13 protein-coding genes and 2 pseudogenes are annotated in these 17,325 nt (G+C 68.4%); 10 read left to right on the top strand and 5 right to left on the bottom strand.

Features of this window, described 5'->3' with window-relative positions; all coding sequences use genetic code 11:
- Positions 1–32: 32 nt before the first annotated feature.
- The 3 genes from ACF089_RS15070 to ACF089_RS15060 are packed head-to-tail and all read right to left on the bottom strand — an operon-like array spanning position 33 to position 3,107.
- On the bottom strand, positions 33–863 hold the full coding sequence (locus tag ACF089_RS15070) for an ABC transporter permease (RefSeq protein WP_392026172.1): 831 nt from the start codon (positions 861–863) through the stop codon (positions 33–35).
- Positions 860–1,834, bottom strand: a complete 975-nt coding sequence (locus ACF089_RS15065) for an ABC transporter ATP-binding protein (protein WP_392026461.1) — start codon at positions 1,832–1,834, stop codon at positions 860–862. Before ACF089_RS15065 ends, ACF089_RS15070 begins: the two co-directional genes overlap by 4 nt.
- Positions 1,835–1,871: 37 nt before the next feature.
- On the bottom strand, positions 1,872–3,107 hold the full coding sequence (locus tag ACF089_RS15060) for an NYN domain-containing protein (protein WP_392026171.1): 1,236 nt from the start codon (positions 3,105–3,107) through the stop codon (positions 1,872–1,874).
- A 400-nt stretch (positions 3,108–3,507) separates the two neighbouring features.
- Here ACF089_RS15060 and ACF089_RS15055 point away from each other — a divergent pair, with 400 nt between their 5' ends.
- Positions 3,508–3,693: a hypothetical protein gene (locus ACF089_RS15055; protein ID WP_392026169.1), complete on the top strand. Its 186-nt coding sequence runs from the start codon at positions 3,508–3,510 to the stop codon at positions 3,691–3,693.
- Positions 3,694–3,774: 81 nt separating this feature from the next.
- Here ACF089_RS15055 and dnaE read toward each other — a convergent pair whose 3' ends face one another.
- On the bottom strand, positions 3,775–7,317 hold the full coding sequence (dnaE, locus tag ACF089_RS15050) for a DNA polymerase III subunit alpha (RefSeq protein WP_392026167.1): 3,543 nt from the start codon (positions 7,315–7,317) through the stop codon (positions 3,775–3,777).
- Between the two features lie 261 nt (positions 7,318–7,578).
- Here dnaE and ACF089_RS15045 point away from each other — a divergent pair.
- From ACF089_RS15045 to ACF089_RS15010, 8 genes and pseudogenes are all read left to right on the top strand, one after another.
- A pseudogene (locus tag ACF089_RS15045) lies at positions 7,579–7,941 on the top strand (DUF2252 family protein); the annotation flags it as partial.
- A gap of 30 nt (positions 7,942–7,971) precedes the next feature.
- Positions 7,972–9,579 (top strand): recombinase family protein, encoded by a 1,608-nt coding sequence (locus ACF089_RS15040; RefSeq protein WP_392026165.1) that lies wholly within the window; start codon positions 7,972–7,974, stop codon positions 9,577–9,579.
- Between the two features lie 299 nt (positions 9,580–9,878).
- On the top strand, positions 9,879–10,655 hold the full coding sequence (locus tag ACF089_RS15035) for an HNH endonuclease (RefSeq protein ID WP_392026459.1): 777 nt from the start codon (positions 9,879–9,881) through the stop codon (positions 10,653–10,655).
- A gap of 286 nt (positions 10,656–10,941) precedes the next feature.
- A complete protein-coding gene (locus ACF089_RS15030; protein WP_392026163.1) occupies positions 10,942–11,526 on the top strand; it encodes a recombinase family protein in 585 nt (194 codons plus the stop codon).
- 556 nt (positions 11,527–12,082) lie between these two features.
- Positions 12,083–12,622, top strand: a complete 540-nt coding sequence (locus tag ACF089_RS15025; RefSeq protein WP_392026161.1) for an ATP-binding protein — start codon at positions 12,083–12,085, stop codon at positions 12,620–12,622.
- Between the two features lie 53 nt (positions 12,623–12,675).
- Positions 12,676–13,689: pseudogene (locus ACF089_RS15020) on the top strand (DUF2252 family protein); the annotation flags it as partial.
- A 66-nt stretch (positions 13,690–13,755) separates the two neighbouring features.
- Positions 13,756–14,436: a hypothetical protein gene (locus tag ACF089_RS15015; protein WP_392026159.1), complete on the top strand. Its 681-nt coding sequence runs from the start codon at positions 13,756–13,758 to the stop codon at positions 14,434–14,436.
- Between the two features lie 184 nt (positions 14,437–14,620).
- The gene (locus ACF089_RS15010; RefSeq protein ID WP_392026157.1) at positions 14,621–15,436 is read left to right on the top strand and encodes a DsbA family protein; all 816 of its coding nucleotides are present in this window, start codon (positions 14,621–14,623) and stop codon (positions 15,434–15,436) included.
- 93 nt (positions 15,437–15,529) lie between these two features.
- Here the strand turns inward: ACF089_RS15010 and ACF089_RS15005 are convergent, their stop codons facing one another.
- Positions 15,530–16,105 carry a dienelactone hydrolase family protein gene (locus ACF089_RS15005; RefSeq protein ID WP_392026155.1) on the bottom strand — a complete coding sequence of 192 codons (576 nt, stop codon included), beginning with the start codon at positions 16,103–16,105 and terminating at the stop codon, positions 15,530–15,532.
- Positions 16,106–16,128: 23 nt separating this feature from the next.
- Between ACF089_RS15005 and ACF089_RS15000 the strand changes: the two genes are divergently transcribed.
- Positions 16,129–17,313 carry a mechanosensitive ion channel family protein gene (locus ACF089_RS15000; protein ID WP_392026153.1) on the top strand — a complete coding sequence of 395 codons (1,185 nt, stop codon included), beginning with the start codon at positions 16,129–16,131 and terminating at the stop codon, positions 17,311–17,313.
- The last annotated feature ends 12 nt before the right edge of the window (positions 17,314–17,325 follow it).

The following is a 17,325-nucleotide window of genomic DNA, read 5'->3' as shown; positions in this document are numbered from 1 at the left end:
CGCCATCGTGCCAGGCGGGCGCGGACCGCGCCTCACCGGACCGCTGCCCGCCGGTACGCCCAGGTCGCCACCGCCAGCGAGACCACGCCGACCACCGCGCAGACCCCGAGATCGAAGGCGACTCCCGCCCAGTCGGGATTCGGGTCGAAGGTCCTGGCCAGCGCCTCGACGCCATAGGTGGACGGGAGCAGATCACGCGCGTACGAGATCACCCCGGGCAGCCGGTCGGCCGGGAGCACGCCCAGCAGCAGGGCGGCGGACATGCCCAACTGACCGAGCAGAGTGGCGAGTTCCTGACGCGGGGCGAGCAGGCCCAGCGCCGCCCCGAGACCGGCGAGCGCCGCCCCGGCGAGCGGGATCACGGCTGCCAGCACCCACAGATGCGTCATCGGGAGCGAGAAGAGGACACTGCCGGCCACGGCGGTCACCACGGTGCCGGGCACGGTGAAGGAGGCGTACGCACCGGCCGCGCCGAGCACCACGGCCGCGGGCGGCACCGGCAGGGTGGCGTAGTGGTCGAGTCCGCCGCTCGCCCGCAGCTGCCCGAAGTACTGGGCGAGCAGATTGAGCGCCACGAACGCCACGACCAGCACGGACGAGCCGGCCACCACGGCCCGCGCCTCCGCGCCGCCGTCGACGACCCCGCGCATCAGGACCATGATCCCGACGGACTGGAAGGTCGCCACGAAGAGCAGCGGGATCCGGGCCACCCGAGCCCTCGACAGCTGGGCCCGGTACACCGCGCCCATCGCGGGCAGCAGCCGGGCCCGGGGCGCGAGCGGCGCGGGCGCCGTCACCGCCTCCGAATGCCGGTCCCTGATCTGTGTCCGCCCGGACACCGCCTCCACGGGCACGATGCTCACGCCTTGACCAGCCCCTTCGTCGCGTTCCCCCCGAGCGCCAAGTACACGTCCTCCAGGCTGGGCGTCGCCAGCGTGAAGTCGTCGAGCGCCGCGAATGCCGCGCCGCCCGTCACGGCGGCGACCGCCGCCCGCGCCTCGTCCGGGGCCAGCCGGAGCACCCAGCGGCGCCCGGACTCCTGTGCGGACTCACGCAGGGCGGCCACTTCCGGCACCTCCAGCGGCGCCCGCTCCCGCCACACCAATTCCACCCGCACTTCGCTCGCGACCCGTTCCTTGAGTCCGCCGGGGGTGTCGCAGGCGATCACCCGGCCCCGTTCCAGCACCGCGACCCGGTCCAGGACGGTCTCGGCCTCGATCACATTGTGCGTGACCAGCAGGACGGTCGCGCCGTTCTGGGCCCGTCTGCGGTCGACCGCGGCCCACACCGCCCGCCGCGCCACCGGGTCCATGCCGGCGGTGGGCTCGTCCAGGACGAGCAGCGGACGCTCCCCCACCAGCGTGGCGGCGAAGCAGGCGAGCCTGCGCTGACCGCCGGAGAGCCTCTTCAGCGGGCGCCCGGCCAGTTCGGTCAGGCCCAGCTCCTCCAGTACGGCGTCGCGCTCGGCGCGGGCGTCCCGGGTGGTCAGTCCGCGCAGCCGCCCGGTGGTCTCGGCGGCGAGCGCCACCGTCAGCTCGTCGAGCGCGGTGGACTCCTGACCGAGATAGCCGATGAGCCGGGAGGCCCGTTCCGGATGGCGTACGAGATCGTGGCCGAGCACATCGACGCTGCCCGAGTCGGGCCGCATCAGACCGGTCAGCTGCCGGACGAGAGTGGACTTGCCAGCTCCGTTGGGACCCAGCAGTCCGAAGATCTCACCGCCCCGGACTTCGAGGCTGATGCCGTCCGTTGCCCGCACCTCGGGCGTCGCCGGGACTCCTCGGCGGGCGCGCGCGGCAGGGTACGTCTTGACCAGTCGCCGCACCACGCACACCGTACTCACGAGGTACGAGAGTACGGGGTCGCCGGCGCTACTCCCCGGCGGGGGCGTGTTCCGCCGCCGCCCGTACATCGATCTCCCGCCAGAATCCCGCCCGGATCGCATAACGGTCGTGCTCGTCGATCTGATCGTCCTTGTGGGCGAGCAGACCGAATCGCGCCGCGTAGCGGAGCAGTTCGCCGTCGATCCGGTGCGGAACGCGCGGGTACATCGTCGACAGTTTCTGCACATGTCCGTTCTCGGTCAGCCGGGCCATCCAGCGCCGGGCGAAGACCTGGCCGACCTCGAAGGGATCGCCGCCGACGGTGGTGATGTCCTCCTCGCGGTCGGCCCAGCGCTGTTCGGCGCTGGTGAGCTGGGCGAGGGTGGGCAGGGAGGCCGTCTCGGGCGGCTCCCCCAGCGGACCGCCGGGGCGCTCCACCCAGCCCCGGTCGGAGGACCAGCGCAGGGTGGCGCCGGCCGGATGCTGCGGGGCGTGCGCCCCGGGCGCGCGCAGGCTGGCGAGATCCTTGGGGGTGGGCACCCCCTTGGCGGCGGAGGGGGCGGGGGCCGGCTCCGCGCCGTCCGCCGGGGCGGTCCCGGAGCCGTTGCGCGCGGCCTCCGGGGCCGCCGCCTGCGCGGCGGCGAGGGCGGACTCGGGCAGCGGGGCGGAGAGGATGGCCGCGATCTCGGGGCGGGGCACGGGCGGCGGGGCGCAGACCGCGCCCAGTTCCTTGGCCCGTACGGCGGTGGTGATCCAGGCCCGGTCCAGCACCCGGCGCTCGTCGGCCTCGGCGACCAGGTCCTCGGACTGGTTGTAGTCGCCGTCGGCGGCCTGCACCGCCCAGAGGTGGACGGCGACGCCGTGCTCCTTCGCGGACATCAGACCGGGCAGCAGATCGCCGTCGCCGGTCACCAGGACCACATCCGAGCAGGCGCGATTTCTGGCCAGTTCGGTCAGCTCGGCGTGCATGGCCGCGTCCACCCCCTTCTGGGCCCAGCGGCCGTCGCTGCGGGTCAGCGCGCCGAGGCGGACCGTCACCCGGGGCATCACCCGCAGCCGCCGGTGCTCCGGCTGGGGCACCCGGTCGGGAGCGCCGTCGAACCAGTAGATCCGCAGCAGGGGGCGTTCCGTATCGGCCTCGGCCAGCTCACGCAGGCCCTGGATGAGGGCGGCGTGGTCGACGGTGATCCGGGAACGCGTCGGTTCCCCGGCGAGCAGACTCGCGGCAGCGCCGAGCAGATAGCCGGCGTCCACCAGCACAACGCAGCGGTCCACGCGCTCCACCCTCTTTCGGGTACTCAGAGGTTCTGGGACTGAAGGTCACTGAAGGTCTTGGGGACGAGAAGAGATCCCGGAATGCTTGCGGATCTTGGAAATGAACTGATGGATCTTGAAAAAGATGCGAAGCGATCGTGACGGGCTGAGAAATCGGCGGATCCGGGAATCGGGGAGACGTGCGCTTCCCGGCGGCGGTTCCGGACCGGGGATTGTTCCGGGTTTCCTTCGAGTCTGCCCGACCGTGTGGGGGTTAACGGCCGGAACTCGATCATCGGCGTGGCGGAACCTGTCCGGGGACTCACAACAAGGTCCCTTACCCATAGCAATGATCCAAAATGCGACGCAACGCCCCATATGTGAGTCTGGTCGCGGCCCTGGCCCCGAGAACCCCCGATGGAGGCACACCATGGCCAAGAACAAGAATCGCAAGGGCGGCCATCAGCAGGACCGCTCGTCCGCCGCGGAACGCGGCAAGGAGGACGCCAAGTCCACCGCCTACGAGTCGCAGACCCAGAACCAGCCGCAGTCGCCGGCCCAGGGCAGCCCGGCGGACGTCGCCCGCAAGCACCAGCGGCGTTTCGGCCACAACTGACCCGCCCCACGGCTCAGCCGCGGCATGCGGAAGGGGCGCGCCCGTCGATACGGGCGCGCCCCTTCCGTGCGGTCGGACAGGTCATCCGGCCAGACACGACGGGCCGAGCAGCACCTTCAGATCGCCGAAGAGCGCCGGATCCGGCTGGACCCGGTGCCGGTCGAGCCTCAGCACCGTGGTCGAACGGGGGCCCTGGAGCTTGATCCGGACCTCCGTATTGCCCTTGTGGTGGCTGAGGATCTCCCCGAGCCGGGTGACCATCGGCGGGGTCACCTTCACCGTGGGGATGGTGACCACGACCGGGGCGTTGGTGCCCGCCGAGGAGAGGTCGGGGACCATCAGCTCCATGGCGACCAGCCGGGGCACGTCCTCGCGCTTGTCGAGCCGTCCCTTGACGAAGACGACGGTGTCCTCGACCAGCTGGGTGGAGACCAGCTGATAGGTCGCGGGGAAGAACATGCACTCCAGCGATCCCGCGAGGTCCTCGACGGTGGCGATGGCCCAGGCGTTGCCCTGCTTGGTCATCTTGCGCTGGAGGCCGGAGATGATGCCGCCGATGGTGACCACCGCGCCGTCCGCGTGCTCACCCCCGGTGAGCTGGGAGATCGCCGCGTCGGACTTGTCCGAGAGGACATGCTCGATGCCGAAGAGGGGGTGGTCGGAGACATAGAGTCCGAGCATCTCGCGCTCCTGGGCGAGGAGATAGGACTTCTCCCACTCCACGTCGGAGAACTCGACGTCGAGTCCGAAGCCCGGCTCGTCCCCGGCGCCCTCGTCGCCCATCCCGCCGAAGAGGTCGAACTGCCCCTCGGCCTCCTTGCGCTTGACCGCGACCACGTTGTCGATCATGGGCTCGTGGTGGGCGACCAGGCCCTTGCGGGTGTGGCCCATCTCGTCGAAGGCCCCGGCCTTGATCAGCGATTCCACGGTCCGCTTGTTGCAGACCACGGCCTCGACCTTGTCCAGGAAGTCCGGGAAGGAGGCGTACTTCCCCCGGGCCTTGCGGGAGCGGATGATCGAGTCGACGACGTTCGCGCCGACATTGCGGACCGCGGTGAGGCCGAAGAGGATCACATCGTCGCCCTGGGCGGCGAAGTTCGCCTGCGACTCGTTCACATTCGGCGGGAGCACCTTGATGCCCATCCGGCGGCACTCGTTGAGATAGACCGCCGACTTGTCCTTGTCGTCCTTCACCGAGGTCAGCAGCGCGGCCATGTACTCGGCGGGGTAGTTCGCCTTCAGATAGGCGGTCCAGTAGGTGACCAGTCCGTACGCGGAGGAGTGCGCCTTGTTGAAGGCGTATCCGGCGAACGGGACCAGGACGTCCCACAGGGCCTGGATCGCCTCGTCCGAGTACTTGTTCTTCCGCGCGCCCGCCTGGAAGATCGTGAAGTTCTTCGCCAGCTCCTCGGGCTTCTTCTTGCCCATGACGCGGCGGAGGATGTCGGCCTCGCCGAGCGAGTACCCGGCGATGATCTGGGCGGCCTTCTGGACCTGCTCCTGGTAGACGATCAGGCCGTGGGTGATGTCCAGGACCTCCCGGAGCGGCTCTTCCAGCTCCGGGTGGATCGGGGTGATCTCCTGCTGCTTGTTCTTGCGCAGGGCGTAGTTGGTGTGGGAGTTCATGCCCATCGGGCCCGGCCGGTACAGGGCCGAGACGGCGGAGATGTCCTCGAAGTTGTCGGGCTTCATCAGCCGCAGCAGCGAGCGCATCGGGCCGCCGTCGAACTGGAAGACGCCGAGGGTGTCGCCCCGGCAGAGCAGTTCGAAGGTGGGCGCGTCGTCCAGCGGAAGGGCGAGCATCTCCAGCTCGACGCCCTTGTTGGACTTCACCATCTTGATGGCGTCGTCCATGATCGTCAGGTTGCGCAGACCCAGGAAGTCCATCTTCAGCAGGCCGAGCGACTCGCACTGCGGATAGTCCCACTGGGTGATGGTGACGCCGTCGGTGTGCCGGACCCAGACCGGCGCGTGGTCGGTGATGGTCTCGCTGGACATGATCACGCCGGCCGCGTGCACGCCCATCTGCCGGACCAGGCCCTCGACGCCCTTGGCGGTGTCGATCACCTTCCGCACATCCGGCTCGTTCTCGTACATCCCCCGGATCTCGCCCGCCTCGCTGTAGCGCGGGTGCTTCGGGTCGGTGATGCCGGAGAGGTCGATGCCCTTGCCGAGGACGTCGGCGGGCATGGCCTTGGTGAGCCGGTCGCCCATCGCGTACGGATAGCCGAGGACCCGGGCCGAGTCCTTGATCGCGTTCTTCGCCTTGATCTTTCCGTAGGTGCCGATCATGGCGACCTTGTCCGCGCCGTACTTCTCGGTCACATAACGGATCACCTCCACGCGCCGGCGCTCGTCGAAGTCGATGTCGACGTCGGGCATGGAGACGCGCTCGGGGTTGAGGAACCGCTCGAAGATCAGCCCGTGCTCGATCGGGTCCAGGTCGGTGATCCCCATGGCGTACGACACGATCGAGCCGGCCGCCGAGCCACGGCCGGGGCCGACCGCGATGCCCTGGTTCTTGGCCCACATGATGAAGTCGGCGACCACCAGGAAGTACCCCGGGAACCCCATCTTGATGATGACGTCCATCTCGTACTCCGCCTGCTGCCGGCGGTCCTCCGGGACCCCGCCGGGGAACCGGCGCTCCATGCCGACCCGGACCTCTTCCTGGAACCAGGTGATCTCGGTGTAGCCGTCGGGGATGTCGAACTTCGGCATCAGGTTCCGGGCCTGGAACATGCCCTCGGTGTCGATCTGCTGGGCCACCAGCAGCGTGTTGCGGCAGCCCTCCTGCCACGCGTCCGAGGAGTCCACCGCGTACATCTCGTCCGTGGACTTCAGGTAGTAGCCCGCGCCGTCGAACCGGAACCGGTCCGGGTCCGAGATGTTCTTCCCCGTCTGGATGCACAGCAGCGCGTCGTGCGCCGCCGCCTCCTCCACATACGTGTAGTGCGAGTCATTGGTGACCAGCGGCGGGATCCCCAGCTTCTTCCCGACCTCCAGCAGCCCGTCCCTCACCCGCCGCTCGATCTCGATGCCGTGATCCATCAGCTCCAGGAAGTACCGGTCCTTGCCGAAGATGTCCTGGTACTCCGACGCCGCCTTCAGCGCCTCGTCGAACTGCCCCAGCCGCAGCCGCGTCTGCAGCTCACCCGAAGGACACCCCGTCGACGCGATCAGCCCCTCCGACCACTGGGCGATCGTCTCCTTGTCCATCCGGGGCCACTTCTGGAGCCACCCCTCCTTGTACGCGTCCGAGGAGAGCCGGAACAGATTGTGCAGACCCGTACGATTCGCCGCCCAGATCGTCTTATGCGTATAACCACCGGAACCGGACACATCGTCCCGCTTCTGATGCGGCTGACCCCACTTGACCTTCCGCTTCGTCCGCCGCGACTCCGGGGCCACATACGCCTCGATCCCGATGATCGGCGTCACCCCCGCCTTCTTCGCCGTGTGGAAGAAGTCGTACGCACCGTGCAGATTGCCGTGGTCCGTCATCGCGATATGGGACATGCCCATCTCATTGCACGCGTCGAACATGTCCTTCAACCGCGCCGCGCCGTCCAGCAGCGAGTACTGGGTGTGCACGTGCAGATGCGTAAACGGCGGTTTTGTCACGGCAGGGGCCTCCAGAGGAGCGGGCGACGTGTGGCGGCGGAGTGTCTGGGGAGACAGCGTCGAAGTCTACGACTCCCCACCGACGGACGAGGCTCCCGGCGGCGGTCCGGGACGGGGTCCGCACGGGCGTCCGAAAGCCGCCGGAGGGCGCTCGCGCGGGGGCACTCCCGGGACCCTTCGAACGTTGGAGACTGCGGGAACGTCCCCTCTTCCCGGGCCCGGCCCGGGATCCTTCCGTTCTGCCCCAGGAGGCACGCAGCGATGTCGGTACCGCACCCCGCCGAGGTCACGGCCGTCGATCGCGGTGAGGAGATTCTCACCGTGATCGGGACCGCCTTCGGCGAGCTCCTGGCCGCCGACCCGGCCGCCTTCCGGGTCAAGTTCCGGAAGATGGCCGCCTCGGCGTTCGCCTTCTACCGGGGCACCGCCTCCCTGTTCTACCGCGATCTGGAGCAGGAGCACACCGGGCGCGGCGACCACGGCATCCACAGCGGGCCGTATCTGGACGAGCGCACCAGCAGAGTGTGGATCCACGGCGATCTCCACGCGGAGAACTTCGGCACGTACATGGATTCCAACGGCCGGCTGATCTTCAATGTCAATGACTTCGACGAGTCATATGTCTCGTGAGGCTCTTAACGGTAGGGTCTCCGCGTGACCACCCAACCGAGAACGATCCGGCTGTATATCCGACTGAGTCGAACCACCGATGACAGCACGTCAGTTGAGCGCCAGGAAGCCGACGGGCGCGCCTTGGCGGCCCAACGCTGGGCAGGTGTCCCCGTGGTCGTGTATGTGGATGACGGAGTGAGCGGGGCTCTTGAGCCGACGAAGCGCCCGGGGCTGTCTCGCCTTCTCGAAGAGTGGCAGCGAGACGACGTCGTGATCGTATGGAAGATCGACCGCCTTGCCCGAAGCCTCTTCGGATTCATGGACATGGTGCGCGCCGCCGAGAAAGCCGGAACGGTACTTGTATCCATTCATGACACATTCGACCTGAGCACTCCGGCCGGACGGTTGCAGGCGTCCATTCTCGCCACCGTTGCCGAATGGGAGCGTGAGAATATCCGGACCCGCGTTCGCAACGCGCGACGATATCTCCACAAGGTCGGGCGATGGACGGGGGGACGCGTCCCTTACGGATTGAAGCCCGCCCCACACCCCGACGGGGCCGGCAAAGTTCTAGTCCGGGATGACGTGGCAGCAAAGGTCATTCGGGAAATCGTGGAGAGGATCAATGAAGGCGGTGCGATGACAGCCATTGCCGCCGACCTACAATCCCGGGGAGTCGCCTCCCCCCGGGTCCACAACAGCGGAAAGAAGGAACCGAAAGCAGCAGCATGGTCAAGCCGCACAATCCGCGTGATCATGGAGTCTCCCACAATCATCGGTCATCAAATTGATCCGCTGACTAAGCGGCTCGTCCGCGAAGAGGGCATTCCTGTTGAGGTCTGGGAACCGATCGTCAGCGAAGAGGAACAAGCGGCTGCCCTCCTTGCTCTTGCACCCCCGACGCCCCGAAAGCCCACGGCCGGAAGACACTGGCTGTACGGCGTCGCTCGCTGCGGAGTCTGCAAGGGAAACTTGAAGCGGACCAACGGCGGGACGAACCAACCGGGCATGGTCATTCTGCGCTGCCGTGGCACGTTGCAGAATCCGCATTCGAATGTGAGCGTGCGCGCCGAAGAGCTGAGCAAGCATGTGGATCAGGATGTTCGGGATCGCATAGGGAGCCTGAATGCGACTGAGCGCATCTACCACCCGGGAAATAGGACAGGCGCTGACCTTGACAGGATGCGCGCATTCCTATCCGAGCTTGAAGACGACCGCAAAGCAGGCATGTATTCGACACCGGAAGCCCTTGAACGCTTCAGACGACAGTACGCAGACACGGCAACACGAATTGCGGAACTCGAAGCGGTACCGGAGACGGAATCTGGATGGGTGACCGTCGATACCGGGGAGAAGTTCCGCGACCGGTGGCACCGCTGGAACGAAGAGCAGCGCGGAGAATGGCTCCGGGAGACGGGAGCAACCGTAACCGTATGGAATCCCGAAGTGCGTCGCGCACGGGTTCCATTGGGCGAACGCTGCGATATCAACCTGGGAGAATTCTTTGAGGACGCTGCTGTCGAATTCGCCACCATCATCACAGCCGAGACGGAAGAGCCGCCCCGCGCGTCCGCACGACTGACGCCAGAACAGCATGACGAGATCCGGCAGGACCTCTTGGACGGCATTGCACAACTAGAGGGCCTGTAAGCCCTGCCTGAACCCCATAGCGGCCCGTTGTCGACCGATCCCGACGGCGGGCCGTTCGGCGTTGCCAGAGTGCCGCGTACGGCCCCTGAGGGGGCGCACTGGTGGCTGCGCGTAGGGTCAAGGGGTTCGAACGTCGGTCATCGTTTCGTCGGGGGAATGGTGGATCGACGCTGAGGGGGGTGGGTTTGGATTACTCTGCTTTGCTTCTTTAGACCCCGCCCACGGGTACCCCCTTCCCCTTGCGGCTACTGGCCTTCAGCCGTCTCGCGACAAGGGTTCATGATCATCTTTTTGGGGAGGTGGGTCGGTTGTCGGCCCTTGAGGAGTCACGCGCCACGTGTTCGGAGTGCGGTGGTCCGCGCGCCCGTGAGGACCGGAGGACGTGCGGGGCGGTCCTGTGTCGCGAGTCGGTACGGTTGCAGGTGGCTGCCAAGAAGGCACGGGAGGCGGCTCGTGCTGCCGTGGGCGCGCCGCGCTGCCATCGCTGCGACCGGCCGCACGGGCGGGAATCGTGGGCGCTGTATTGCCTGCCTTGCGGGGAGGAGGTGGACGCGTCACGGGAGGCGGAGCGCCGGAAGCGTCAGCAGCGGGAACGGGAGGAGGCCGCACTCAGGCCGTGTCAGGGTCCGAACTGCACTGAGCGGGTGGGGCTGTCTGGCGGACGGGATCGTTCGTACTGCTCTGATGCGTGCCGTCGCGCCGCTGAGCACGTCCGTAAGCGCGCCAGGACCGACCCGAAGCCAGTGCCGTGCCGTCGCTGCGGGAAGCCTGTAGCGCTCAAGTTCCGGGACGGGGTGTGTCGGGCCTGTCAGAAGGTGCAGCGGACGGCCGCGCGGCGGGTCACGGTTCAGCGTCGAGTGCGGGAGGCACACGGAGATGCTGGGTGTTTCCACTGCTCCGCCCCTTTGCCGGAGGGAGGCGTGATCGATCACCTGATCCCGATATCGCGGGGCGGACTCTCGACGGTGGCGAACATGCGCGTGGTCTGTGTGCTGTGCAACGCGTCGAAGAAGGATCAGCTCTTGGACGAGTGGAAGCCGATGCTCTACGCACGGCAGGGAGACGGGCTCCGGTAGCCGCGACTGGCCCTCTTTGCGCGCTGCGCCCCACGCACCCCCCTGGGGAGGGTCCCCCTTGCCCTGGTGGTCCAGCACGGCAGGGAGGCTTTTCTTTCGTATGGCTCATTGGGGCGTTTGTGCGGGGCGTTGCGCTGTGTGACGGTCGGCGGAGCGTCTATCAAACGATGGTTTATGAGACGACCCCGCCGACCGCTCCCAACCCGCGAAACCCTGTAGCAAAACCCGTCTCAAAACATGCTCGAAACCCCTAGCGTTCTGAGACGGGTTCTGAGACGATTCCTGCATGACGACGAACACGAACACCGGAACCCTGATCGGCTACAAGCGAGTGAGCACCAACGCACAGGACGCACAGCTTCAGGCGGACGCGCTGAGCGACGCGGGTTGCACGCGGGTATTTGAGGACAAGGCATCTGGCAAGAATGCCGACCGTGCGGGCCTGATAGCCGCCCTCGACTACATGCGGGAGGGTGACACCCTGTGCGTGTGGAAGCTGGACCGGTTGGGGCGCTCCACTAAGGACGTGCTGACCATCGCCGAGGATCTGCACTCGCGGGGGATCAGCCTGCGCATCCTGACAGGGACGCTCGCCGGTAGCTACTCGCCGAAGGGTGAGGGGAAGTTCTTCTTCACGATGATGGTGGCGTTCGCCGAGCTTGAGCGAGACATGATCGTAGAGCGCACCAGGGCCGGCCTGGACGCCGCCAAGGCACAGGGGCGTACGGGGGGCCGTCCGGCCGTGATGGACGCTGACAAGCTCGCTGCGGCCCGTGCGCGCAAGGCTGCGGGGGAGAGTGTCACGGCCATTGCCAAGGCCCTGAAGGTGTCCCGTGCGACGCTGTATCGGGCGCTGAGCGATTCCGAGTAGTCCGAACCGACTTGAGAGGCCGTCCGCCCTGGTGGTGGACGGCTTTTCTCGTGTCCGGGGTGAGGGTGGGGCGCTGCGAAAGTTCAGATGATGACCTGTCTGGCGATCCCGGCCCAAGCATGAAATATGCATGCTGAGTGTGATCGCGTTTTTCAGGATGGTATGACTGTTTGACCAGCAAGAACACCAGAAACGGCGCACCAGAACGACCCCGCGAAGGGGCGGGGAGCACCCCTGAGTGCAGCGTTCAGAGATCGGAACACCGTAGCAACTCAGTCTGTGCGCGGGTTTCGGGGCGTACCGTACTTCCGTGATCACTCTGGAATGGGCACTACCCGAGTCAACCGGTTCGCTCACGTTCCCCTCCACGGGGGAGGCATGGGGCGCACTCCGCCTACTCGCTAACCAGGCCGACGCGACCACCCGCGCTGAGCTGGAAAGTGCGATGGGGATGCACTCGGCAGGGTCGGTTACGACGGCCGTAAGGGGTGGCGTGCCCTGGCGATATCGGCGTGAGGGGCTGTGCGTGACCATCGCGGGCATTTAGGCTGCGCTTATGCCTGAAGCTGGGATTGCATCCAGAACGCCGACGTTGACCGAAGTTGCCGACGCTATGGGCCTGTTGGAACGTCCACATGGGCCTGATGGGCGGTTCATCACATGGGCCTTCAACTGTGGGGCCGACCCCGCGTTCCGGGAGGTTCGCCCCTGCCGGAAGATCGCCGCTGAGATCGCCCTTTCGTGGGGGCATTCCCAAGAGACGGCCGACGCTGCCGAGTCCATCGTGGCTGAACTCATGGCCAACACCATGCAGCATGTCCCCATGGCGCACGAGATCGGCTCTGTGGCGCTCGTAGAGGCTTCCAACGGGTCCTTGGTCGTGATGGTCCATGACCGGTCTCGCGCGCGCCCATACCGACGCCTAGACGACAACGCGGAACGGGGGCGGGGCATCGAGCTTGTGCAGTCACTTTGCCGGGGGCTCGGTGGTCGGCTGGACGCACTCAGAGACAAGGACGGGCGCGGGAAGTGCTTGGAAGCGTGGCTAGGCCCGTGCCTGCCCTGGTTGCAGCGCGGAAGCCTGCCAAGGTACTGACCCGCTCCGCCTCTGCGTGTGACGCGTTCCACCCTGAAGGGGCTTACGGGAAGTACGCCGAGGCCTATGTCGGCCCCTTCACCTGGGACCTGAAGCGGCTGGCCGCCTCGCTGGCGCTGATCGGCTACACCAAGGCCTTCAGCGACGAGCAGATCAGCGAGCTGGTGCGGATCTACGCCGCCGCCTACCGCGAGCGGATCCATGTCCTGGCGAGCGGCGCCAAGGAGGACGAGGTCCCGCCCTTCAGCCTGGACACCGCCGAGGGCCCGCTGCTGGACGCCCTGCGGGACGCCCGCTCGCTCACCCGGTTCTCGCTGCTGGACTCGATGACCGAGATCCGCGACTTCGAGCGGCGCTTCTCCCCCGGCGGCGGCTCCATCGAGCTGGACGCCGCCACCCGGTACAAGGTCCTGGCCGCCTTCGACGGCTATCTGGAGACGCTGCCCGAGTCCAGCCTCACCCGGCCCGACTCCTACCGGGTGAAGGACGTGGTCGGCAGGCGCGGAATCGGCATCGGCTCGGCCGGCCTGCCCTCGTACAACATCCTGCTGGAGGGCAACAGCGACGCCCTGGAGAACGACGTCGTGATCTATATGAAGCAGGGGCAGACCCCGGCGGTCTCCCGCCATATCGACGATCCGGCCGTGCGCGGATACTTCCGGCACGAGGGCCATCGCACCGTGATCTCCCAGCGGGCGCTCCAGGACCACGCCGATCCCTGGCTGGGCTGGACCGAGCTGGACGGGGCCGGTCAGCTGGTCGCCGAGGTCTCTCCGTACGCCGTGGATCTGGACTGGTCGGACATCGACGATCCGCGGGAGATCGCCGCGGTCGTCGCGGACCTGGGCCGGGCCACGGCCACCATGCACGGCGCGGCGGACGACGAGAGCGGCCACTCGCTGGTGCCGTTCTCCACCGAGCGGGCCATCGACGCGGCGATCGCGGCGGACGAGAGCGGCTTCGCGGAGCTGCTGGTGGACTTCGCCCACGGCTACGGAGCACGGGCGCGGGCCGACCATCAGATCTTCGTCGACCTCTTCCGCAACGGCCGGATCCCGGGCCTCTGACCGGCCCGGCGCACGACAGGACGGCTTAAGACTCCTCTCACGGAGACATGACACACTCGGATGGCGATGGACGTATCGGGAGCACAGCTCAGGGCCGTGCGGGCGGCGATCTTCACGGCACTGGTCGTGACGCTGTCCGCCGCTTCCCATGTGCTGCTCTCCCGGACCCCGCTGCCGTGGACCACGGTCGCCGGGCTGTCGGCGGGCGTGTTCGCCGTGGCGTACGCGCTCTCGGGCCGCGAGCGGGGGTTCTGGCGGATCGCGAGTCTGCTCGTCCCGCTCGAACTCGCCGCCGACACGGTCTTCACCACAGGTCAGGACCTCTGTTACGGCCCCGGCGGCGGACCGGTCGCCGGTTCGCTGCGGGCGCTGGGCTTCGATGTGCTCTGCGGCGGCGTCGGCGGCGGACTGCCGGGGGTGAGCACCGCTCCGGGCGGGGCCGCCGCCCTGCCGGCCTCTCCCGACCCGGCGCTGCCCTGGCTGCTGCTGGCGGCCCATGTGTCGGTCGGACTGCTCGCCGCGGCCTGGCTGCGGCACGGCGAGGCCGCCCTCGCGGCCCTGGTGCGGACGGTGGGCGCGCTCGCCTTCCGGCCGCTGCTGATCGCCGTCGCCGTGGCGGCGGCCGCGCATCCCGCCGTACGCCGCCGGCTGCGCGTCCTGGCCCGCCCGGCCGTCTCCCGCACCCGGGAGCTGGTCCACTCCGTCGGGCGGCGGGGTCCTCCGCGCCCGGCCGCGGCCCTCGTCTGAGCCGTACCCCCGCAGGGCTCCCCCACCGGGGCCGTGCCTTCGCGCGGCCCTGATCCGAGCCCGCGCCTCCCCGGCGCCCCGCCCGGCGGCCCCGTGCGGCCCGGCGGTCCGCGCCGCCCGTCCCTTCTGGCCCTTTCCCCGTATCACCTCTCCCCGATACGACATCTTCCGGAGTGAAATCAGCATGAGCGCACGTAACAGCAGGACCAACAAGGCGGCGGCCCGCGAGCGGCTGCGCGAGGAGCGCGAGCGGGCGGCCAAGAAGGAGCGGGCCCGCCGGCAGCTCGTCGTCGCCGGGTCCACGGTCGCGGTCCTCGCCCTCGCGGGCGGCATCGGCTACGCCGTGATGCAGGCGAACGAGCCCAGCGCCTGGGACAAGGCGAAGGACGCCAAGAACGTCACCGCCCCCAAGAACACCAGCGGCGCCGACGGCACCGAGGTCGTCATCGGCAAGGCCGGCGCCAAGAAGACGCTGGAGCTGTACGAGGACTCCCGCTGTCCGATGTGCGCGACCTTCGAGCAGCAGGTCGGCGAGGAGCTGGAGAAGGACGTCGAGGCCGGGAAGTACAAGGTCAAGTACGTCGGCGCGACCTTCATCGACAACATGGACGACGGCGAGGGCTCCAAGAACGCGCTGAGCGCGCTGGGCGCGGCGCTCAATGTCGGCCCCGACGCGTTCATGGAGTACAAGGCCGCCCTGTACTCGAAGAACTTCCACCCCTCCGAGAGCGAGGACAAGTTCGCCAAGGACTCCTACATGCTGGAGATCGCCGACTCGGTCCCGGAGCTGAAGAACAACGCCGGCTTCAAGAAGGACGTCGAGGGCGGGACCTTCGACGCCTGGGCGATGAAGATGTCGGACACCTTCGACAAGAGCGGTGTCCAGGGCACTCCGACGATCAAGATGGACGGCAAGAACGTCACCGCCGCGGGCTCGGAGAACGCCCCGAGGACCGCGGAGGACTTCCGCGAGGCGATCGACAAGGCCCTGAAGGGCTGACCCGCACACCGGTCCGGGCCCGACCGGGGGCCCGGACCGGGGGCGTGTCCTTCGCCTGCCGGTCCGGGCCCGGGGCCGGACCGGGGCCCGCCGTCAGGAGTCCAGCGACTCCAGGAAGCCGAGCGACACCCGCCAGGCCGTCTCGGCGGCCTCCTCGTCGTAGTCCGGCAGCTCCGGGTCGGTGAAGAGATGCCCCGCGCCCGGATACCGGTAGACCTCCGCGTCGGCCCCCGCCCGCCCCATGCCCAGATACCAGGCGGTCAGCCAGTCGTGCGGCTCGAAGGGATCGGGGTCCGCGATGTGCAGCTGTACGGGCAGCTCGTCCACCGACGCGTTCACGGCGATGTCCGACGTGCCGTGCATCAGCAGCAGCCCGCGGGCCTTCTCGTCGCCCAGCGCCAGGGTCTGCGCGATGGACGCGCCCAGCGAGAACCCGGCGTACACCAGTCCCCGGTCCGAGTAGGGCGCGGCGGCCAGAACCGCCCGCTTCAGCAGCTCGTCCTTGCCGAGCCCGTCCTTGAAGGCCATCCCGTCCTCGACGGTGTCGAAGGTCCGGCCCTCGAAGAGATCGGGCGTCCACACCTGGTGACCCGCGGCCCGGAGCCGTTCCGCGGCGGAGCCCACCGCCGGGCGGAGACCGTATGTGGAATGAAGAAGCATGATGTGCATGCGGTCAGGTTACGTTCGAAGACATGGAGAACGTGCTTCGCCCATTGATCGTCCTCGGCGGGACGGTCGTCCTCACGCTGTTCGTGGGATGGCTGACCGACCTGCTGCTCCGCCGGGCCGACGCCCGGCACCCGGAGACCCCGCTGTGGGGTCTGCTGCGCCGCTGCCGCCTTCCGCTGCAGGTGGTGCTGAGCGCCGCGCTGCTGAGAGCGACCTACCGGAAGGCGGAGATCACCAGCCTCGAACCGTACCGGGCGGGCATCGGACAGCTGCTCTCGCTGGTGCTGATCGGAGCCTCCGCCTGGCTGGTCGTCAAGATCGCGACCGCGGTCGTGGAGTCCACCTACAGCCGCTACGCCAACGCCACCCGCGACCCCGCCCGGGTCCGCCGGGTCCGTACCCAGGTGACCCTGATCCAGCGGGTCGTCATCGCGGTGGTGGGGGTGGTGGCCGTCGCCGCGATGCTGCTGACCTTCCCGGCGATGCGGACGGTCGGCACCTCGATGCTGGCGTCGGCGGGCGTGCTGGGCATCGTCGCCGGTGTGGCCGCGCAGTCGACCCTCGGGAATCTCTTCGCCGGATTCCAGATCGCGTTCGGCGACATGGTCCGGATAGGCGACACGGTGGTCGTCGACGGCGAGTGGGGCACGGTCGAGGAGATCACCCTCACCTTCCTCGCCGTACGGACCTGGGACGAGCGGCGGATCACCATGCCGGTCTCGTACTTCACCAGCAAGCCGTTCGAGAACTGGTCGCGCGGCGGGGTGCAGATGACCGGGACGGTCTTCTTCCATCTGGACCACTCCGCCCCGGTGGCGCTGATGCGCGAGAAGCTGCACGACATCGTCCGGGAGTGCCCGGCGTGGGACCGCCGTGACTGGTCGCTCGCCGTCACGGACACCACGCCCACCACGATCCAGCTCCGCGCGGTGGTCACCGCGAAGGACGCGGACGACATCTGGACCGTACGGTGCGCGGTGCGCGAGCAGCTGGTCGGCTGGCTGCACGAGCACCATCCGTACGCGCTGCCGAAGGTGGCGACCGGACCTGCGGCGGAGCCTCTGGGCCGGGCGGGCCGGGAGCCGGGCGGCGGGACCGAGGACCGGGCCCGCCGCGACGGGAAGACGCCGGCGAGCGCGCCGGCCGGAGTCGTGGACCTGGCCGGCGGACCGGCCGAGGACGACCGGCCGCGCACCGGCCGGGGCTGACGGGCGTACGGT

Origin of the sequence: Streptomyces sp. NPDC014894 (genome assembly GCF_043080985.1) — a bacterium.
In the GTDB taxonomy this organism is placed as follows: domain Bacteria; phylum Actinomycetota; class Actinomycetes; order Streptomycetales; family Streptomycetaceae; genus Streptomyces.
The sequence above is the reverse complement of the archived record's forward strand: the minus strand, read 5'-3'. Positions and strand labels throughout refer to the sequence as shown.